20 protein-coding genes are annotated in these 18626 nt (G+C 48.7%); 7 read left to right on the top strand and 13 right to left on the bottom strand.

Translation table 11 applies throughout. The features are described from left to right. Window positions 1-29: 29 nt before the first annotated feature. Complete coding sequence (locus tag OCV81_RS05845; RefSeq protein ID WP_148329174.1) at window positions 30-668, bottom strand: DUF1847 domain-containing protein; 639 nt, start codon at window positions 666-668, stop codon at window positions 30-32. Window positions 669-821: 153 nt separating this feature from the next. Here OCV81_RS05845 and OCV81_RS05840 point away from each other — a divergent pair, with 153 nt between their 5' ends. The 3 genes from OCV81_RS05840 to OCV81_RS05830 all read left to right on the top strand — a co-directional run bounded on the left by OCV81_RS05840 (window position 822) and on the right by OCV81_RS05830 (window position 3276). After that, entirely contained in the window at window positions 822-1427 is a 606-nt protein-coding gene (locus OCV81_RS05840) for a hypothetical protein (protein WP_148329172.1), read from the top strand. 372 nt (window positions 1428-1799) lie between these two features. Beyond that, window positions 1800-2372, top strand: coding sequence for a flavodoxin (locus OCV81_RS05835; protein WP_148329170.1), 573 nt, complete (start codon window positions 1800-1802; stop codon window positions 2370-2372). 88 nt (window positions 2373-2460) lie between these two features. After that, on the top strand, window positions 2461-3276 hold the full coding sequence (locus tag OCV81_RS05830; RefSeq protein ID WP_148329168.1) for a TrmH family RNA methyltransferase: 816 nt from the start codon (window positions 2461-2463) through the stop codon (window positions 3274-3276). A 161-nt stretch (window positions 3277-3437) separates the two neighbouring features. Here the strand turns inward: OCV81_RS05830 and OCV81_RS05825 are convergent, their stop codons facing one another. From OCV81_RS05825 to OCV81_RS05770, 12 genes are all read right to left on the bottom strand, one after another. Next, complete coding sequence (locus OCV81_RS05825; protein ID WP_148329166.1) at window positions 3438-5090, bottom strand: AMP-binding protein; 1653 nt, start codon at window positions 5088-5090, stop codon at window positions 3438-3440. A 147-nt stretch (window positions 5091-5237) separates the two neighbouring features. Then, window positions 5238-6245 carry an inorganic phosphate transporter gene (locus tag OCV81_RS05820; protein WP_117748390.1) on the bottom strand — a complete coding sequence of 336 codons (1008 nt, stop codon included), beginning with the start codon at window positions 6243-6245 and terminating at the stop codon, window positions 5238-5240. A 14-nt stretch (window positions 6246-6259) separates the two neighbouring features. Continuing rightward, window positions 6260-6907, bottom strand: a complete 648-nt coding sequence (locus OCV81_RS05815; RefSeq protein WP_071150661.1) for a DUF47 domain-containing protein — start codon at window positions 6905-6907, stop codon at window positions 6260-6262. After that, complete coding sequence (locus tag OCV81_RS05810; protein ID WP_148329164.1) at window positions 6904-7548, bottom strand: DedA family protein; 645 nt, start codon at window positions 7546-7548, stop codon at window positions 6904-6906. Before OCV81_RS05810 ends, OCV81_RS05815 begins: the two co-directional genes overlap by 4 nt. Beyond that, window positions 7532-8053: a DUF2207 domain-containing protein gene (locus tag OCV81_RS05805; protein ID WP_148329162.1), complete on the bottom strand. Its 522-nt coding sequence runs from the start codon at window positions 8051-8053 to the stop codon at window positions 7532-7534. The genes OCV81_RS05810 and OCV81_RS05805 overlap by 17 nt, the downstream gene beginning before the upstream one ends. Window positions 8054-8089: 36 nt before the next feature. Further along, window positions 8090-9535 (bottom strand): tetratricopeptide repeat protein, encoded by a 1446-nt coding sequence (locus OCV81_RS05800; protein WP_022054406.1) that lies wholly within the window; start codon window positions 9533-9535, stop codon window positions 8090-8092. A 15-nt stretch (window positions 9536-9550) separates the two neighbouring features. Then, entirely contained in the window at window positions 9551-10492 is a 942-nt protein-coding gene (locus tag OCV81_RS05795) for a PstS family phosphate ABC transporter substrate-binding protein (RefSeq protein ID WP_022054407.1), read from the bottom strand. 11 nt (window positions 10493-10503) lie between these two features. Continuing rightward, complete coding sequence (locus OCV81_RS05790) at window positions 10504-11322, bottom strand: energy transducer TonB (RefSeq protein ID WP_022054408.1); 819 nt, start codon at window positions 11320-11322, stop codon at window positions 10504-10506. Window positions 11323-11339: 17 nt separating this feature from the next. Then, complete coding sequence (locus OCV81_RS05785) at window positions 11340-11999, bottom strand: ExbD/TolR family protein (RefSeq protein ID WP_022054409.1); 660 nt, start codon at window positions 11997-11999, stop codon at window positions 11340-11342. A gap of 12 nt (window positions 12000-12011) precedes the next feature. Beyond that, window positions 12012-12617 (bottom strand): ExbD/TolR family protein, encoded by a 606-nt coding sequence (locus OCV81_RS05780; protein ID WP_148329160.1) that lies wholly within the window; start codon window positions 12615-12617, stop codon window positions 12012-12014. A gap of 63 nt (window positions 12618-12680) precedes the next feature. Then, window positions 12681-13487 (bottom strand): MotA/TolQ/ExbB proton channel family protein, encoded by an 807-nt coding sequence (locus OCV81_RS05775; RefSeq protein ID WP_022054411.1) that lies wholly within the window; start codon window positions 13485-13487, stop codon window positions 12681-12683. A gap of 153 nt (window positions 13488-13640) precedes the next feature. After that, window positions 13641-14060, bottom strand: a complete 420-nt coding sequence (locus OCV81_RS05770) for a hypothetical protein (RefSeq protein ID WP_148329158.1) — start codon at window positions 14058-14060, stop codon at window positions 13641-13643. Between OCV81_RS05770 and OCV81_RS05765 the strand changes: the two genes are divergently transcribed. The 4 genes from OCV81_RS05765 to pulA are packed head-to-tail and all read left to right on the top strand — an operon-like array spanning window position 14017 to window position 18602. Then, the gene (locus OCV81_RS05765; RefSeq protein ID WP_394802519.1) at window positions 14017-15591 is read left to right on the top strand and encodes a Na+/H+ antiporter NhaC family protein; all 1575 of its coding nucleotides are present in this window, start codon (window positions 14017-14019) and stop codon (window positions 15589-15591) included. The genes OCV81_RS05770 and OCV81_RS05765 overlap by 44 nt on opposite strands. Before the next feature lie 57 nt (window positions 15592-15648). Beyond that, entirely contained in the window at window positions 15649-15954 is a 306-nt protein-coding gene (locus OCV81_RS05760; protein ID WP_022054414.1) for a DUF4286 family protein, read from the top strand. After that, window positions 15951-16520, top strand: a complete 570-nt coding sequence (gene ruvC / locus OCV81_RS05755; protein ID WP_148329154.1) for a crossover junction endodeoxyribonuclease RuvC — start codon at window positions 15951-15953, stop codon at window positions 16518-16520. Before OCV81_RS05760 ends, ruvC begins: the two co-directional genes overlap by 4 nt. Window positions 16521-16532: 12 nt before the next feature. Further along, window positions 16533-18602: a type I pullulanase gene (gene pulA, locus OCV81_RS05750; RefSeq protein ID WP_148329152.1), complete on the top strand. Its 2070-nt coding sequence runs from the start codon at window positions 16533-16535 to the stop codon at window positions 18600-18602. The last annotated feature ends 24 nt before the right edge of the window (window positions 18603-18626 follow it).

Here is an 18626-nt window from a genome sequence, read left to right as displayed (position 1 = left end):
AACAGAGAGCTTAAAAGAAGGAAGCTTATTTATTTCCCTCCAAAAAACTTCTTCTTGTAATACGATTCGGCGGTATAGAGTGCCGCCGCCGGATTGTTACCCGTCACACGGTCCTTGGTGACGAGGGTAGTGACATACGCATCCGAGTATTTGTAGAACAGGCTGTCGTGTCCCACGCAGAGACCGATGACCACGTTCAGGTCGGTGTGTGCCTCGTTCAGCAGGCGGGCTTGCAGAATCGGGTTGCACATGGCGGCCCCGATACGCTCACACTGGGCGGGGATGCCCACTGACGTCTTGGGCTGTCCGGCCACCTTGCAGATGACGGAATACGCCTCGAAACCGTTGGCACGGAGGATACGGGCGAAGATGCGTGCCTCGCGGATGAGGCCGATGCAGTTGGCAATGCCGATGCGGTGCGCACCGATTTTCCGGGCAAACTCCATGATTTCCTGTATGCGGGTCCACTGGCAGTAGCCTTCGTATTCCACCTCCGCACTGGCCACCATGATGTCGTGGTTGCGGCCTTCTTCGTAACGCTCCAGCGCCCATTGGCGGTCTTCTTCCTTCAGGTGGGTCGTCAGACAGAAATCAGGATAAGTGCGGTCTTTGAATTTGCAGTTCTGTGTGCCGCAGTCCACACAGGTAGGTGTCGTTTCTTTTTCCATGTGATGGGTGTGATTGGTTTAACTGGGGGCAAATATACGAGATTTCTTTCCAATTGGTAGACAGAAAACCGCATTTGGTGGATTCTATTTTCAGAAATGGGAACAGATGCCTACATTCGCTTCCGATTAGTTTTCATTAAAATTGTGTGTAAGATGAAGAAAATGACGTGGATAGCTTGTGGATTGGTTCTGCTGTGTGCTCCGATGGGCGCCAATGCCACCACCCGCTTTGACACGCCGCAGGAGAAGGTGCAGAAGAAAGAAGTGCCTAATCCGGAAAAGGCGGCACAACGGCGGACCGATGAGATGGACAAGATGCTGGACCTCACGGAGAAGCAGTACAAGAAGATTTACAAGCTCTTTCTGAAGGAAGAGAAGGAAAAAGTGGAAGCTCTGATGGAGCATCAACCCGGAGGAATGAACGGACAGCCTCCCATGGGAGGAAGACCGCCGAGAGGGGAAGGACGCCTTCCCATGGGGGGAGGTATGCCCCCGCAAGGTGGAGGATTCCCTGGAATGGGAGGAGATACGGACGACATGACGCCCGAAGAACGGATGAAGGCGCATGCCGAGGAGATGCAGGAGGAGCAGGAAAAGCGGGAGAAAAAGATCCGCAAGATTCTCACCGACGAACAGTATGAAATCTGGCAGACTCGGAAACCGCAGGTTCTGCCGCCGATGCCGAAGGGCGATCGGCCGGGACCGGGTCCTCGCGAACAGGAAGAAGAGACTCCGTTGCAGGAGGCTCGTGCGGTCTGAACTGACTGTTTTATTGGACGGGAGAGCAAAAGGGGAATAGTCTCTCCCGTCTGTTTTTGTAAGAAATGATAAGAGAGAGTAGGCTATGAAAAGATTGAAGTTGCTTGATTTTTCGAACTAGTTTTTGGTAAGTTAGTTCATCGACGACCGCCAGTGTGTGTATCCCGAGCGCGGGCATACGTTGATTTCTCTCTGTGTGGGCGAGTCGGGACTTAGCGTTCGGTGGTGCTGAAGTTCTCGCGGAGCAGCAGAAGCAGGGGGAATCCTGAGTCGGAAACCGTAAACGGGGTAATTTCCGCAGGAAAAAGGGTTGCGGGGATGTGAGGAAAACAGACTATCTTTGCCTCATCACCGATTAAACGAGGAGGAACTATGAAACAGATTTTTATGGCACTGGCTTTACTTTGCGGCGTGAACCTGACGGCTTGCGCACAGAAACAAAAAACTCAACCAATGACACATGATGTGAAAATCCTGGTGGCGTATTTTTCGGCCACAGGCACTACTGCCGAGGCAGCAGCGAAACTGGCCCGCGTGACGGGCGGGGAATTGTTTGCCGTGACTCCCCGACAGGCTTACACGGCAGCCGACCTGGACTGGCACGACAAGCAGTCGCGGAGTTCGGTAGAGATGAACGACGAGAAGGCGCGTCCGGCCTTGAAGACGAAGAAGACGGATATGGCGGCCTACGACGTGGTGTTCATCGGTTATCCCATCTGGTGGGGCGTGGCACCGAGAATCATCAATACCTTTATCGAGAGTCACGACCTGAAGGGAAAGACGCTCGTGCCTTTTGCTACTTCGGGCGGCAGCGGTATCGGTCCGAGCGTGAAGGCGCTCAAGGCGGCGTATCCGTCACTGCAATGGACGGAAGGGCGCTTGCTCAACCGGGCCAGCGAGGGTGACATCCGCACGTGGGTGGAGAAACTCGGCTGCCTCCGCTGACAGGCGGCACGTGATTTTCCGGCGGGGAGATTCGCGGAATGTGCGGCAGATGTCGTAACTTTGCCGCACATTGAAAACAGACTGTGTTATGCCCGTTATTGAAATTACCTCGCTGACGCATCCCGGAGTGGACGTGTTCAGCACCCTGACCGAAGCCCAGCTGCGCAACCGTCTTGACCCACAGCGGGGCATTTTTATTGCCGAGAGTCCGAAAGTCATCCGGGTGGCCTTGGAGGCCGGATATGAACCTGTGTCGCTGCTCTGCGAGCGGAAGCACCTCACGGGCGATGCGGAGGACCTTGTGCGGCGGATGGCCGACCTGCCTGTCTATACGGGCGACCGGGACTTGCTGGCCCGGCTTACGGGCTATACGTTGACGCGTGGGGTGCTGTGTGCCATGCGGCGTCCGGCTTTTCGCCCGGTGGAGGAGGTCTGCCGCGGGGCCCGCAGGGTGGTGGTTATCCACGGGGTGGTCGATACCACCAACATCGGAGCCATTTTCCGTTCGGCAGCTGCACTGGGCATCGATGCCGTGTTGCTCACACCCGATTCGTGTGACCCGCTGAACCGTCGGGCGGTGCGGGTGTCGATGGGTTCGGTGTTTCTAGTGCCCTGGACGTGGGTCGACCGTCCGTTGGAGCAGTTGAAGGCACTGGGTTTCCGCACGGCAGCCATGGCGCTGACCGACCGTTCCGTGCCGCTGGACTATCCGCCGTTGAAGGAGGAATCGCGCCTGGCTCTGGTGATGGGTACCGAGGGCGACGGACTGCCGGAAGCGGCCATCGAGGGGGCCGACTACGTGGTGCGTATTCCCATGGCCCACGGGGTGGATTCGCTTAATGTGGCGGCGGCTTCGGCGGTAGCTTTTTGGGAGTTAAGAGGAGGAGATAAGAGGAGATTTTAAGCTTTTAGAGGTTTGTGAAAAAACGTCCTTACGTTTACAACAAAACGCTTAGACGTTTCAGGCCGAACGTCGAAGCGTTTTATCTGAAACACCGAAGCGTTTTATCTGAAACGTCTAAGCGTTTTTCATCGAACGCAAAGGCGTTTTTAAGTAAGGTATTTTTATTGGTATAAGAAGCGCTTGATGCTCTTCTTGGCCGTCTTTTCAAATTCTTCCGGATAGAGCTTCACCTGCGTAATCTGCGAGTAAGCCGGAAGCACCTTGTTCAGTTCGATTCGGTTCAACTCCAGCGCTTCCTCCAGCTGTTTCTTGTTCATTCCATGCGAGAATGCGTCTTCATTGTCCGGATAAACCAGTGCCACAAGCTTGTTCTCTTTCAGAATCACCAGCGACTCGTTTACGTAAGGCATGTTGTTCAGGCGGGCCTCAATTTCTTCCGGATAGATGTTCTGTCCGGAAGCGGTAAGCAGCATGTTCTTGCAACGGCCCTTGATGAAGATGTTTCCCTCCGCATCCTTGATGGCCATGTCGCCGGTATGCAGCCAGCCGTCCTTGTCGATGGTCTGTGCGGTGGCATTCTCATTCTTGTAGTATCCCAGCATGACGTTCATACCCCGGCACACCAGTTCCCCCGGAATCCGTTCAGGGTCTTCCGAAATCACCCTGGTCTCCATGTTGGCCACGGTCTTTCCGCATGAAGTGTACAGAATCTCATCCCAGCGGCTGTGGCAGATAAGCGGCGCACATTCCGTCATACCGTATGCGATGGTGTAGGGGAAGTTGATTTTACGCAGGAAGGCTTCCACCTCGGGGTTGAACGGTGCCCCTCCGATTACGATTTCAATGAAGTTTCCGCCGAATACCTCCATGGCCTGCTGACGGATTTGTTCCTTTATTTTATCGCTGATAATCGGCAGTTTCAGCAGCAGTTTTCCGAGTTTGTTGTCCACTTTCGGGAGAATGTTCTTCTTGAAAATCTTTTCCACGATGAGCGGTACGCAGGCAATGACGCGCGGGCGGATGATGGCAAACGATTCCGCAATGATTTTCGGGCTCGGCATACGGGTAAGGAACCACAGATGCGCTCCTCTGGTGATGCCGTAAAGAAAATCGAACACCAGTCCGAAGATATGTCCCAGCGGAAGCATGGAAACGATGCTGTCGCCTGGTTTCAGTCCCACTTTCCGGTCAATGTGCACGATGTTTGAAATGATGCTCCGGTAAGGAAGCATTACTCCTTTTGAATAGCCGGTAGTTCCTGAAGTATAGTTGATGACGGCCAGTTCTTCCGGTTCTTCCCGGCGGTAGGAAACCTGCTCGGCACGGAAGCGGCAGGGATATTTCTTCCCGAATTCCTCGTTCAGGTGTTCGCGTGCATACGTCAGCCTTTCCGAACGTGACACTACCAGGTCGAAGTTCTTCAGTTCGATGATTCCCTCCAGATTGGGCATGGCCGCCTCGTTGAACATCTCCCACACCTGGTCGCCTACAAAAAGCATACGTGCCTCCGAATGGTTGACGATGTGGTGCACGTTGTCGGCCTTGAACTCGTGAAGGATAGGAACGGCTACTGCCCCGTAAGTTACGATGCTCAGGAAAGTGGCTGTCCAGTTGGCACTGTTGCGCCCGCACAGCGCGATTTTGTCCCCTTTCCGGATTCCTGCATGTTCGAACAGGATATGCATTTTCTCTATCTTTCTGGCCACGTCCTTATATTGCAGCGTAGCTCCTTTGTAGTCTGTCAGTGCATCACGGTCCCAGTTGGCGCGGATGCTTTCTTCAACAAGTTGTATAAAACTGTCTTGTATTTCCATTTTCAAATTGCACAATGTTTGACACAATGTGTGCAAAAGTAATAAAAGTTAATAGAATTATCTCTATGAAAGTCCTTTTTTTGCTGGAATCTGATGTTTGTGCTATTTTTTCTTCCTTATTTGTTATTCCTTGAAAAAAGAGATTGGTTACCCGATCAGTGCATAGATGGCTGCTGCCAATGCCGCACTTACCGGGATGGTAAGCACCCAGGCTGTCATCAGGCTTCGGGTAACTCCCCAGCGCACTGCGGACAGGCGACGGGTGGCGCCCACTCCGATGATGGCTCCTGATATGGTGTGGGTGGTGCTGACCGGAATTTTCAGATATTCCGTAAAATAAAGCGTAAATGCACCGGCTGTTTCGGCTATGACACCTTCCAGCGGAGTAACTCTGGTAATCCGGTTTCCCATGGTGCGCACTATTTTCCATCCTCCCGACATGGTTCCCAGTGAGATTGCGGTAAAGCAGGAAAAAGCGACCCAGTCGGGTAAATCGCCTACGTTGTTTACCCCCATGCCAATGCCTTGCGAATGGGCTGCTATCAGGGCAGCTGCAATGATACCCATTACCTTTTGCGAGTCGTTAAGTCCATGCCCGATGCTGAACAGGGCGGATGAGAGCAACTGTAGTCTTTTAAACCATTTCTCTGCGGTGTGGGGATGGGCCTTACGGCACAGATTCAGCACTATCAGAGTGAAGAGGAAGGCTACAAGCATACCTATGACTGGAGCCAGAAAAATGAAAAGCACGATTTTCAGGATAACCGAACTTTGAATGGCACCAAATCCATAAGCAGCAATGGCGGCTCCCGCAAACCCGCCGATAAGTGTATGGGATGAAGAAGAAGGAATTCCTCTCCACCAGGTCCACAGGTTCCAGATGATGGCTGCAATCACTCCAGACAAGATGACTGGCAAAGTAATGTATTGCTCATAGACTGTTTTTGACACAGTGTTGGCAATGCCGAAATCACCGATAAGGTATTTAGCGATGAAAAACGCCAGAAAATTGAAAAAGGCAGCCCAGATTACAGCCTGGAGCGGAGTCAGCACCTTGGTAGAAACAATGGTAGCTATTGCGTTGGCTGCATCATGAAAACCGTTGATATAGTCAAAAATCAGGGCCAGTACAATGATGGTGATGAGTAATTCCATGTGCAATTCTTTTTTCAGGCATATTTTACGATAATGTTTCTCAGGAGCTTTCCTACATGGTCGGCGGCATCTGTCGTCTTTTCCAGTTCCTGCATGATTTCTTTTGTCTTGATCAGTTCAATGCAGTCGGTTTCTTCATTAAACAGTTGCATGATGAAAAGGTCATAGACTTCATCCGCATGGTTTTCTATCTCATGGAGCTTCTGACAGTAATCTTTCAGTCTGGACGGATTTTTGCTGAAGGTTTCCAGCTCATCCATGGCCTTGCAGATGATGGAGGCTCCTTGTTGTATGAGGACAGCCAGCTCTTTTCCGCTGTCTGAAATGGCGTGCGGCTTGTAGATGGCAATCCGCTTCGAGGCACTGTGAATGCGGTCGGTCACGTCATCGATGGAAAAGGCCAGGTCATGTATGTCTTCCCGGTCAAAGGGGGTGATAAAGGTCTGGCCTAGCTCCATGAAAATCTGCTGGGTTATCTGGTCGCCTTTTCTTTCAGCCTCCTTCACTTTGTGATAATACTCCTGCCATGTCTCTGGTGTGTCATGGTTCATGCTGTCAATCAGAAGTTCAGAAGCATTGAGTACGGTTTGTGACAATTGGTTTAATAAAGGAAAGAATTTGCTTTCTTTGGGTACAAATCGGTTTAACAGGGAATTTTTCATACTGTTGTTCGTTTATTTTTTATTCGTATATATTCAATGAGGGCAGGGCAGAGTGAAACCAGTACGATGCCCATCAAAAGTATTTTGAGGTTTTGCTGCACAAAAGGGATGTTTCCAAAGAAATAGCCTGTCATGCAAAAAAGTAAGACCCAGACAGCTGCCCCGACAAGGTTGTAAATCATAAACAAGTAATAATTCATGTGTCCCATTCCGGCGACAAACGGTGCAAAAGTGCGGACAATGGGGACAAAACGGGCAATGATTATGGTTTTTCCGCCATATTTCTGGAAGAAATGATGGGTTTTCTCCAAATGACTTTGCTTGAAGATCTTTGAGTCTGGTTTGGAGAACAGTTTTTTCCCGAAATAATGTCCAATCAGGTAGTTGCAGGAATCACCAAGCGCGGCTGCGATGAAAATAACCATCATCAGCAGGCTTATTTCCAGTGGCATCCCCGGAAGGGATGCCACTGCACCGGAGACAAACAGAAGGGAGTCTCCGGGCAGAAAGGGGGTGACTACAAGTCCGGTTTCACAGAAAATGATTAAAAACAACAAGGCATATGTCCATTCATGGTATTCCTGCACGAGTGTAATCAGATGCTGGTCTATATGTAGGAAAATATCAATGAAGAAATCCATGTGACGTATGCAGGTTTTTCATGAATGTACTGGCTTTTTCTCCTTTCAGGCAGCACAGTTCTGTGACTGGTTTATACAAGAAAGAACTATAGGTCAGCAGTTGAAATGCGGCATATTGGTTGTCTTTTGAGTGAACAATCAGCAAATACAGCTGCGGCTCTTCTCTTGACATGGCAGGCAGGTCACAATAATCTGCCAGGTATTTTTTCAAGCCTTGGAACTGTTCTTTGCTGAATGTCAGGCTTTTTTTGCATACCATGCTGCCTGTTCCTGCATAGGCCTGATAGCGGGCACGGAAAATCAGAAAATAGAATGAAATGACTGCCAGCAAGCTTCCGGCAGCGATTTTCAGGGCATTAATATTGGATTCTGAGGTGCTTTCCGGTAAGAAAAACAGACTGATACCGGCAGCCAGCAAACAAATTGAAAGGCCTATGGTGAGGAAACTGGTGCGTTTCCGTATATCCTGTGTGGGATATGACTGTGATAGATTAAATGTTTCCATGAATTTCTTGTTTTTGTAGTTGAATATTAAAGAGAACTATTGGGTAGCCTGAAGCCCTTGCAGGGCCTGTCTGGCCGTAGCGTTTTCCGGATCAAGTTCCAGAATTTTGTTCCAGTATGCTTTAGACTTTTCATAGTCCTTTTGCAGGAAATAATAGTATCCCAGGTAACTTTCACATTCGATGAGGAGTGATTTGGACGCGTCTGCTTTCTTTTCCAGCAAGGCCAGAGCCGATTCGTAATAAGGCTTGGCCAGTCCTTCCGTACTTTCAGGGTCGGCCATGGCATTGGTGCGGGCTCTCCAGAAATAGCCCAGGTAATTGTCGGGTACACGTTGAGATACTTCTGCAAAGATTTCGTCGGCTTTCTTCAAATAAGCTTCTTTTTCGGTTTCATTGGCGGTACTGCTTCCGGCCGCTATGTAATACAGTCTTCCCATCAAGAACATGTCGCTCACCTCGGCCTTTCCTTTCAGCCCGTCCAGATACACTTGGTACAGGCGGATGGCTTCAGGGTAATTTTGCAATTTTTCGTGGGCGGCAGACGCTTCCTTGGCTATTTCCGGATGCTCATGTGCCGCATCCGCTTCGAGGGCTTTTTCAAACCATTGCATTGCCTCGTCGTTCCTCTGGTCTGCCAATGACAGACGTCCACGGTATAGAAAGTCCAGGTAGACGTAGTCGCTTCCGTCCGGACGGTCAAAAAAAGCGTCAGCAGCTTCAAGCCCTTCTTTATAGGCGGCAATTTCATACAAATCGTACATACGCAGACGTTTCAGGAGATGGTTGTCCTTGTCTGTAGCAAGCCCTTTCTCTACGGCCTTCAGTGATTGCGCATAGTCTTTGTTCAAATATAGCAGCATGGCGTAATACCCGTAGTCTTGCGCATCAGGAGTTCCTTGTTGCATGAATTCGTCGTAAGCAGATTTTGCTTTGCCATAGTACCCTGCCTGATAGTACGCATTGGCTAATTCACGGTTTACTTCCAGCAGTTCAGGATGGTTTGCCTTCAATTTTGTCAGCATGTCAATAGAGAGCTGAGGGTTCACCCCGATGTAGGCACGTGCGTATTTGTAATAGGCATCGTAGCAATCTGCATCGAACAAAATGGCCTGTTCGTAATATCCGCATGCCGTGCCTACATTTTTCTGTGCCAGGGCAATGTCACCTGCCAGCATATATACCGGAGCCGATTTGGAGTCTGTTTTCATGGCACGGTCAGCATAAACTTGTGCTTCAGCCGGGCGGTTATGATCCAGATAGGCGTTGCCTATGGCAACCAGCAAGGAGATGTTTTTCTTGTTTTTCCCCTTTAGTAACTCGCTGAATTCTTTGGCGGCTGTTTCCGGTGTTTCATTGATACCGGAAGCTATCTGTGTAATTAGCCTGTGGGTTTCAGCTGTAAGAGTTTCCTGGGCATAGCAGTATGAGGCAGAAAATATCATTCCGCTGCATACAAAGCATAAAATTTTATTTTTCATCATAAATTGCTCATTAAATTAGAAATCATCTTTTACGTTTACAATCCGGACTGGCTGTGTAGCCGGTATCAGTCCTGACTTGAGGATAATCCGTTGTCCGCGCTCTCCTGTCAGAAACGTCATCAGTCCGGTAGGGAGTGCTCCTTTGGGGTCATTGATAAGGATGTACACCTCATTCGTCAGCGGATATTGTTTTAACGCCAGATAAGCCTGATAAGGTCTGTAACTGTTTTCTGGAGTAGCTTCACTGCTTTCCGAAACCGACATGACCCTGACTCTTTGGTTGAAGGAGAGCCGTGTCGTATCTGCCTTGTTGCCTATCCAGTTGGCACCGATAATGCCAATGGCATCCGGTGTGGCAGCTACATAATCAATTACTTCTTCATTGCTTTTCCGTGCCTTTAATGAGGAAGAAAGAGGTTTCCCTTGGCAGATGGAGTCGATGACATAATGTACGGTTCCTGAGTTCGGATTGTCGAACACTACTTGCATGCGTCCCAGCCTTGACTTTGGGTTTAACTCTTTCCATTCCGTGATTTCTCCGGTGGCGATGCGCCGGAAGTCTTCCACTGTAATGAGTGAGTCGGGATTGCAATGGTGGGTAATCAGTGCGATTCCGCTGGAAGCCATTTGAATGGATTCCGGAAAGAATTTGCGTGTATGAAAAGAAATTAATTCCTTTTCTGTCAGCCGGCGGTTGGTGATTGCCAGACGTACGCTGTCTTTCAGCAACAGGTTGACAGCTTCTACCTCACTGCAATAAACCGGGGTGATTGAAGCCTCGGGAGTCAGTGCCTGATATACTTGCAGCTCTTCTTCCATGATAGGCTTGAACGATTCGTCTACGGCAATGCGGATTTCTCCCGAATACAAGGTTTCCTCTTTACCGTTTTTCCCGGAGGAATTACAAGCCGAGAACGTGAGCATGCACAACAGATATAGCATTAATTTCTTTTTCATACACTTGGTGATTACTGTAATTTAAAAACAATAGGGCAGGTATAATAAACCGGTACGTTACGCCCGTTCTGTTTCCCGGGAATCCATTGTGGCAGCGATTTTACCACGCGTATCGCTTCTTTGTCGCAATAAGGATCCAGTGAACGGAGCACCTTGACATTTTCCACATGGCCTTGTGCATTGACAACAAAACGCAGAATGACTTTTCCTTGTATGCCATTCTCTTGTGCAATGACCGGATACTTCAGGTTTTTGGCTATGTATTTAAGAAGCTCTGCAGGCCCTCCCGGAAATTGTGGCATCTGTTCTACCATCATGTAAGGCTCTTCTTCTTGAGCTTCTGGTGCCTGGGTAATGACTTCCTGCAAGTCGGCAATGTCTTTTCCGTTCAGTTCGTCATTGCCTTTCACGTCGGCGATGGATATTTGTACCTTGGTCTCTGTCAGCTCATCCTGGCTCTTGAGCTCATCGTCATCGTGCACTTCCTCGTCTTTCTTGATGACCGGTGCCGTGAATTTGATGGTACTCTTGAGAGCCGGAGGGGGTGGGGCAATGGGTTCTACCTTTTTCAATGTTTCTTCTTTCACTTCCGGCTCCTCCAGGGCAGAAAGCTGTGTCACTTCCACCATTTCTTCTTTCTGTTCCGGCATAGCCATTTTGACAAGACGGGGTAAGGTGAATCCGGCAAATGCCACAACTGTGACAATAACCAGAGAGGCCGTCTGCCGTCTTCCCAGGTCACGGCGCATTTTATAGGCACCGTAATTTTTATTTCTGTCTTTGAAAATGAGTTCGCACCATTCCAAAGAAGTTAAATCAACCTTTGACATTTTTCCCTTTTTTGAAGTTATACATTCCTATCTGTCGCTTTTTGACTTAACTCACCATGAGAGAGGTAGTTGTCTATCAGGAAACGGTCGCCGTCCGTAATGTCGACAATTACGTATTTCCCTATGCTGCAAATCTGCATTTCGTCCAGCGCATCTATCAGATTCTTATAAGTCGACTTGTCCATTGCCTTAATGATGACGGTAGGAGTGTTTTTTCCCGATTTCACGCTGGCAATTTCCTTCTTACATTCCTCTTCGGTGATTTCAAGCCTTGCTTTCTTATCCTTAAGCTCACGTACTTTCTTGACTGCTTCGTAGTTTTTGCTGAGCAATAGTTTACGCAATCCGCTGGCTTCGTAGGTGGTTTCTTTTAGTGAAGCATAGTTCTTGTAGTCCGGTTCGCCTTCGTAATAATAGAGTTTTCCGTCCTCGCCCAGCAATAAAGTCAGTGCCTGAGAGGCCTTGACTTTATTCTGTTGCTCTTCGGTGATGTTTTTATCATTGGATGGCATGCTGATTTCCATTGTTTGCGGCTTGCTCAATGAAGTACACAGCATGAAAAAAGTAATCAGCAGCATATTCATGTCGACCATGGGAGTGAAATCCACGCGGATATTCATTTTTTTCTGCTTGTTACCTTTCTTTTCTTTATTGTTGTTTTCTTGAATTTCAGCCATATTTCTTTTTCTTTATTCTTCCGGACCCGATTTTAAGGAGGTAATCAGATTGTATCTGTTTTCCTTGAGGTCTTGAAGAGAGTTCATCACTTTTTTTATGACCGCGTAGGGTGTTTGCTGGTCGGCCTTGATGGCAATGCGCAAGTCATGGTTCGTGGCACGTGCATTGCGCACCCATGCTTTGAACTGGTTGTCGATACTGTCACAAGGGATTCCCTGGTTTTTTAAGGTGCGGTCCTGCTGTTCTGTGCTAAGGGCCAGGAAAGATTTCATGTGGCTTATTGGTACTCCGAAAGTCTGGCACAAAGAAAATTTCTTTATTTCTTGCGGGGTAAATGAAAGCCCGTATTCCTTTCCCATTGCTTCTAATGTGGCTGCCATGTCACTTTGCTTGTCAAGACTCATAAAGATTTTTCCATCAGGGCCTACCAGGATGGACATGATGTTTGTTTCGGGTATCTTTATTTCAGAAACTGATGCGGGAGTGACAACCTGCACAGGCTCTTTTTTCACAAAACTGGCTGTCAGCATGAAAAAAGTAAGCAGCAGTACGGTTACATCGCTCATGGCTGTCATGTCGATGAACATGCTTTTCTTCTGAATTTTAGCTCTACTCATAATTGAAAATTTTAAATCAAACTTCTGTTTCTGTCTGCATGAGGAAAACCTCGGCTGGCAGAATTAATGAGTAGCTGCGAAAGTCTGTACAATGGAGAAGCCCACTTCGTCAAGGCTGTACGTCAGCTTGTCTATCTTGTTGGTGTAATAGTTATAGGAAATAACGGCCAGTGCACCGGTCAAGATACCAAATGCGGTGTTAATCAAGGCTTCAGAGATACCTGTAGACAATGCAACTGAGTCAGTACCTCCTCCGGCAGAAAGCGCGGCAAATGAACGGATCATACCGATTACGGTTCCCAGCAATCCCATCAAGGTGCCTAAGGTAGTGATGGTAGCGATGATAGGCAAGTTCTGCTGCATCATGGGAAGCTCAAGTGCGGTGGCTTCTTCCAGCTCTTTTTGTATGGCAAGAATTTTCTGGTCTTTCGCCAGTTCATTGTTCTGCTCCATTTCGCGGTATTTACGGAGAGTGGAGCTCACTACATTGGCCACTGAGCCGCGCTGCTTGTCACATAATTCTTGTGCTTTCTCCATGTCTCCTTTATTCAAGGCATCTTTAATCTGCGCCACGAATTTGGAGAGCTTGCTTCTTCCGAAAGAGGCGCGAAGGGTAAAATAACGTTCTACGCTTAAGGTGAGCACAGTCAACAAAAGAGTTTGGATAACAGGCACAATGATACCTCCTTTATAGATAGTTCCCAACATGTTTCCTGGAAGCGGATGATTGTTAGGGTCATTGTTCATGAAGTTGGCCGGGTTTCCAAACACAAAATGATAAATGCAAATGGCTACGATGAAACATGCGATGATGATTAAACCTGCGGCTTCTATTCCTTTGAAAGATTGTTTTGAGTTATTCGTTTTCATAATTTAATCGTTTTTATAGAGTTTTGTTTTTTTTGAAAAGTTTAGACAATAAGTAACTGGCTTGCGTCAAGCATGTGAAGCAAGAAATCCATATCCACTCCGACACTTTGCAAGGGTGCCGGAGCAGTGAAAAACAACTAACCTATAAAACGGCTAAATAATGATTTTCCTCATGGCAAATACATAGTATTCGCATGAAGGAATCACACAATGAATGTTTGTTGAAGGGTAAAGGCTCTCCTTGTCCTTCAATAAACCTACCTCACGTAGGGAATGATAGAATAATAATAAACGTAAGGAAAACTTGATGTTTTGTTCATCATTGCGCATCACACGTTCATCTAGCAATTTGTTGAATGAATGGTTGTGGGTAAGCGTGCTGAACAAATCATGCGTTTTATCCAGAGTCGCATGGATAAAATGGAAGGTTTCGTCTGCATCCGTCTGGTTTGATACCGCAGATGAGGTCTGGGCATCATGGAACGCATGGTTACATGAAACAGCCCCTGCCATCTCTACTCTCATAAAGATGACCGCCAGTAACAGCATTATTTTAAATATGGTCTGTTTCATATATTCAATTTCTATTTTTACTAAAACTCCGGCAAATATAGATAATATTCTTAATCTGGGCAAAATATTGCTGGAATATTTCCTTTTAGTTTCAAGATTGAGAAGCTTGAATACCTCATGCTTTGCTATAATGACATTTCTTTTTGCTGAAATGTTCGCTGGAATGGAAACTTTCTCGCAAAAAATACTGAAAAATGCGTACCTTTGCAAAAAATACAAGAAAAGAATGAATTTTCAGAAACTGACTCCTATCGTAAACAAACCAAACGCCTGGGCCTTAAGCCCGCTGGTGGTCTTTTTATGTATTTATCTGTTAACTTCTCTTCTCATCAATGATTTCTACAAGATTCCTATCACAGTGGCATTTATGTTTTCTTCGATTTATGCCGTGGCCATTACGAAAGGGCTGAGCCTGAACGACCGTTTGCTACAGTATTCTACAGGGGCGGCCAACAAGAACATCATGCTGATGATTTGGATTTTCATTCTGGCTGGTGCCTTTGCACAGTCGGCACAGGCGATGGGGGCTATTGATGCGACGGTAAATCTGACTTTACAGCTGCTTCCGGGCAATCTGCTGTTGGCTGGAATCTTTCTGGCATCATGTTTCATATCCCTGTCCATCGGTACCTCGGTCGGCACGATTGTAGCACTGACCCCTGTGGCTGTGGGTATTGCGGCCAAGACGGATGTCAGTGTGGTCTTCATGACGGCGATAGTCGTGGGAGGTGCCTTTTTCGGTGATAACTTGTCTTTTATTTCCGATACGACCATTGCAGCGACCCGTACGCAAGGATGTGTGATGCGCGACAAGTTCCGGGTGAATTCATTGATTGCCCTTCCGGCTGCCTTGCTGGTATTCGTGTATTATGTTATATATGGAAGCCATATTGAGGTGGTGCAGGATATTCCCCATGTAGAATGGATGAAAGTCATACCTTATATAATTGTGCTTGGAACGGCAGTGGCTGGTGTCAACGTATTGCTGGTACTGTTGCTGGGTCTGGTTTCTACGGGTATTGTGGGCATGGCATACGGTACATTCGATGTGTTCGGATGGTTTGGGGCTTTGGGTAAAGGGATGACGGGAATGGGTGAACTTATCATCATAACCCTGATGGCCGGAGGAATGCTGGAGCTGATACGTTTTAACGGAGGTGTGGATTATGTGCTGCACCGTCTGACTCAGCATGTAAGAGGAAAACGAGGAGCCGAACTAAGTATCGCCGCACTGGTGAGCCTGGCCAATATCTGTACGGCCAATAATACGATTGCCATTATCACTGTGGGCCCATTGGCAAATGACATTGCCGAACAGTTCCGGGTAGACAAACGGAAGAGTGCCAGTATTCTCGATACCTTTTCGTGTGTGATTCAGGGTATTATCCCTTATGGTGCGCAACTCTTGATTGCGGCCGAGCTTTCGGGTTTATCTCCTATCCACATCATAGGATACCTTTATTATCCCATGGCACTGGGAGTGGCGGCTGTGCTGAGCATTCTGTTGCGTTATCCTCGCCGGTATTCCTGATCAGGTTGTTTTCATCGTATTGTATAATTTTGTAATCGGATTAAAATAAGAAGATATATGCTGATTTATAATACTACTTTTCATGTAGAGATGGGTGATGCCCGTAATTTTGTGATATGGTTGAATGAATTCTACATTCCGGAAGTGGAAAAATCGGGTGAACTGAAAAATCCCCGTATCCTGCGTATCTTGAGCCATAAGGAGCAGGACAGTGAATGCTTTTCACTCCAGTGGGAAGTGGAAGACAGCGCGACGTTGCATCGTTGGCATGTAAAGCAGGGGGCTGCCTTGAATACGGAGATGATGAAAGTGTTCAAGGATAAGGTCATCGGTTTCCCCACATTAATGGAGGTAATAAGGTGATACAGCCGGTTAAGGAAAAAATCATTCTCGGTATCGACCCGGGTACGAACATCATGGGATACGGGGTACTGAAGGTGACGGGTGTCAAACCGGAAGTGATGACACTCGGCGTCATCGACCTGCGTAAATGCGGCGACTCGTATCTGAAGCTGAAACACATTTATGAGCGCGTGCAGGGTATCATTTCTTCGTACCTGCCCGATGAACTGGCCATCGAGGCGCCGTTTTTCGGAAAGAACGTACAGTCCATGCTGAAGCTGGGACGGGCGCAGGGGGTGGCCATCGTGGCAGCCCTGATGCGCGATATTCCGGTGACGGAGTATGCACCGCTGAAAATCAAGATGGCCATCACCGGCAACGGGCAGGCCAGCAAGGAGCAGGTGGCCGACATGCTGAAACGGATGTTGCACATTCCCGATTCGGAGATGGGACCTTTCATGGATGCCACCGATGCTTTGGGAGCAGCTTACTGCCATTACCTGCAGATGGGACGTCCGGAAATGCCGAAAGCGTATTCCAGTTGGAAGGATTTTATTGCCAAGAATCCGGAACGCATAAAAAAATAGGAGAAAAGAAATATGAAACTGAAGCATCTTGTCGTAATGTCAATGATGACAGTGGTAGCAGGATGTACATCCTCGCACCAGGATGCACAGACGACGTTCGACAAATATCCGGTGTACGACGGTGAATGGGAGGAAATGGTGTATGCCCCTTCCGTCACGAAGTTTTCGCTTTGGGCACCTACGGCACAGGAGGTGCGGGTGTTGCTCTATGAGAAAGGGCAGGGAGGCTCGGCCTACCGAATGGTGAAGATGGAGCCGGCATCCGACGGGATGTGGCGGGCCCGGGTGGACGAAGACCTGAAAGGGAAGTTCTATACGTTCAACGTGAAGATTGACGACGTATGGCAGGGAGATACTCCCGGGCTGCTGGCCAAGGCGGTGGGAGTGAACGGCGACCGGGCAGCCATCATCGACTGGGGTGCGACGAACCCGAAGGGGTGGAACGAAGACAAGCGTCCGCCGTTGAAGCGTTTTTCGGATATCATCATTTATGAGCTACATCACCGGGATTTTTCCATCGATACAGTCTCGGGCATTCATAACCGGGGTAAGTTTCTGGCACTCACGGAAGAGGGTACAAAGACTTATCTGGGGGAGAAGACGGGGCTCGACCATCTGAAGGAACTGGGGGTGACTCACGTACAGCTGTTGCCGTCGTTCGACTTTTCGTCGGTGGACGAAACGAAGCTCGATAAGCCGCAGTACAACTGGGGTTATGACCCGAAAAACTATAACGTGCCGGAAGGTTCGTATGCCACCGATCCTTATAAGCCGGATGTGCGTATCCGGGAATTCAAGCAGATGGTGATGGCCCTTCACCGGGCGGGTATCCGGGTGGTGATGGATGTGGTGTACAACCATACCGCGATTATAAAAGGAAGTAACTTCGAACGCACGGTACCTGGGTATTTTTATCGGACGGATGACGAAGGGAAATGGGCGAATGCCTCGGGGTGTGGAAATGAAACGGCTAGCGAACGTCCGATGATGCGGCGTTTCATGATTGAGTCGGTCTGCTATTGGGCCAGGGAATACCATATCGACGGTTTCCGCTTCGACCTGATGGGCATCCATGACATCGAAACGATGAACGAAATTCGCCGGGCACTCGACCGGATTGATCCTACGATTTATATTTATGGAGAAGGCTGGGCAGCCAATCGTCCGCAATTGCCAGACAGCCTGCTGGCCATGAAGAAGAACGCGCCGCAGCTTCCGCATATCGGTATGTTTTGTGACGAGATGCGCGATGCATTGCGTGGTCCTTGGAACGATGAATCCAAAGGTGCGTTTGTCATCGGCCGTATGGGGCATGCGGCGGGTGTGAAGTTCGGATTGGTAGGAGGCACTGCCCATCCGCAGCTGTCGGTAAAGCATGCAGCTGCATCTGTGCAGAGTACAACCCTTGCGGATAGTCTGACGGAAGATTCACTGGCCACGGTAAAGGCGGAGAGGGAGCTTCATTTTTGGGCTACGCAGCCCGACCAGCTCATCAGTTACGTGAGCTGTCACGACGACCTCTGCCTGGCTGATCGATTGAAAACGACCTTGCCGGGACTTTCGGAGCAGGAGATGAATGCACTGGCCAAGCTGGCGGCTACGGCGGTATTCACGTCGCAGGGCATTCCGTTCTGGTATGCAGGGGATGAGATTCTGCGTGACAAGCAGGGAGTGGCCAATTCTTACAAGAGCCCGGATGCCGTCAATGCCATCGACTGGCGGAGAAAGACTTCACATCATGATTTCTTTGATTACGTGCGCGGATTGATTGCCATGCGTAAGGCGCATCCTTCATTCCGTATGGGTGATGCTTCACTGATAGCCAAGCACTTGGAGTTCTTGCCGACACCAGCCAGCAATGTAGTGGCTTTTCGTATTAAGGGAAGTCCGGCGGGTGATTCGTGGCTGAATACGGTGGTGGTGCTTAACGCACGTACGGAACCAGTGCAGGTCAATGTGCCCGAAGGACGTTATTGGATAGCCTGTCGCGACGGACGTGTGGACAATGTGCTGGGACTGGGTACGTTGACGGGCAATGTGCTCACGGTGGCTCCCCGCACGGCCATGATTGTGCATCAATAAACAAAACAACGACATAGGAACAAT

It is taken from the genome of Phocaeicola fibrisolvens (assembly GCF_025567125.1).
In the GTDB taxonomy this organism is placed as follows: domain Bacteria; phylum Bacteroidota; class Bacteroidia; order Bacteroidales; family Bacteroidaceae; genus Phocaeicola; species Phocaeicola fibrisolvens.
The sequence above is the reverse complement of the archived record's forward strand: the minus strand, read 5'-3'. Positions and strand labels throughout refer to the sequence as shown.

Bases quoted from the DNA above. Each gene is read 5' to 3' on its own strand.
- OCV81_RS05845 (WP_148329174.1), bottom strand. From the start codon at position 668: ATGGAAAAAGAAACGACACCTACCTGTGTGGACTGCGGCACACAGAAC.
- OCV81_RS05840 (WP_148329172.1), top strand. From the start codon at position 822: ATGAAGAAAATGACGTGGATAGCTTGTGGATTGGTTCTGCTGTGTGCT.
- OCV81_RS05835 (WP_148329170.1), top strand. From the start codon at position 1,800: ATGAAACAGATTTTTATGGCACTGGCTTTACTTTGCGGCGTGAACCTG.
- OCV81_RS05830 (WP_148329168.1), top strand. From the start codon at position 2,461: ATGCCCGTTATTGAAATTACCTCGCTGACGCATCCCGGAGTGGACGTG.
- OCV81_RS05825 (WP_148329166.1), bottom strand. From the start codon at position 5,090: ATGGAAATACAAGACAGTTTTATACAACTTGTTGAAGAAAGCATCCGC.
- OCV81_RS05820 (WP_117748390.1), bottom strand. From the start codon at position 6,245: ATGGAATTACTCATCACCATCATTGTACTGGCCCTGATTTTTGACTAT.
- OCV81_RS05815 (WP_071150661.1), bottom strand. From the start codon at position 6,907: ATGAAAAATTCCCTGTTAAACCGATTTGTACCCAAAGAAAGCAAATTC.
- OCV81_RS05810 (WP_148329164.1), bottom strand. From the start codon at position 7,548: ATGGATTTCTTCATTGATATTTTCCTACATATAGACCAGCATCTGATT.
- OCV81_RS05805 (WP_148329162.1), bottom strand. From the start codon at position 8,053: ATGGAAACATTTAATCTATCACAGTCATATCCCACACAGGATATACGG.
- OCV81_RS05800 (WP_022054406.1), bottom strand. From the start codon at position 9,535: ATGATGAAAAATAAAATTTTATGCTTTGTATGCAGCGGAATGATATTT.
- OCV81_RS05795 (WP_022054407.1), bottom strand. From the start codon at position 10,492: ATGAAAAAGAAATTAATGCTATATCTGTTGTGCATGCTCACGTTCTCG.
- OCV81_RS05790 (WP_022054408.1), bottom strand. From the start codon at position 11,322: ATGTCAAAGGTTGATTTAACTTCTTTGGAATGGTGCGAACTCATTTTC.
- OCV81_RS05785 (WP_022054409.1), bottom strand. From the start codon at position 11,999: ATGGCTGAAATTCAAGAAAACAACAATAAAGAAAAGAAAGGTAACAAG.
- OCV81_RS05780 (WP_148329160.1), bottom strand. From the start codon at position 12,617: ATGAGTAGAGCTAAAATTCAGAAGAAAAGCATGTTCATCGACATGACA.
- OCV81_RS05775 (WP_022054411.1), bottom strand. From the start codon at position 13,487: ATGAAAACGAATAACTCAAAACAATCTTTCAAAGGAATAGAAGCCGCA.
- OCV81_RS05765 (WP_394802519.1), top strand. From the start codon at position 14,017: ATGACCGCCAGTAACAGCATTATTTTAAATATGGTCTGTTTCATATAT.
- OCV81_RS05770 (WP_148329158.1), bottom strand. From the start codon at position 14,060: ATGAAACAGACCATATTTAAAATAATGCTGTTACTGGCGGTCATCTTT.
- OCV81_RS05760 (WP_022054414.1), top strand. From the start codon at position 15,649: ATGCTGATTTATAATACTACTTTTCATGTAGAGATGGGTGATGCCCGT.
- pulA (WP_148329152.1), top strand. From the start codon at position 16,533: ATGAAACTGAAGCATCTTGTCGTAATGTCAATGATGACAGTGGTAGCA.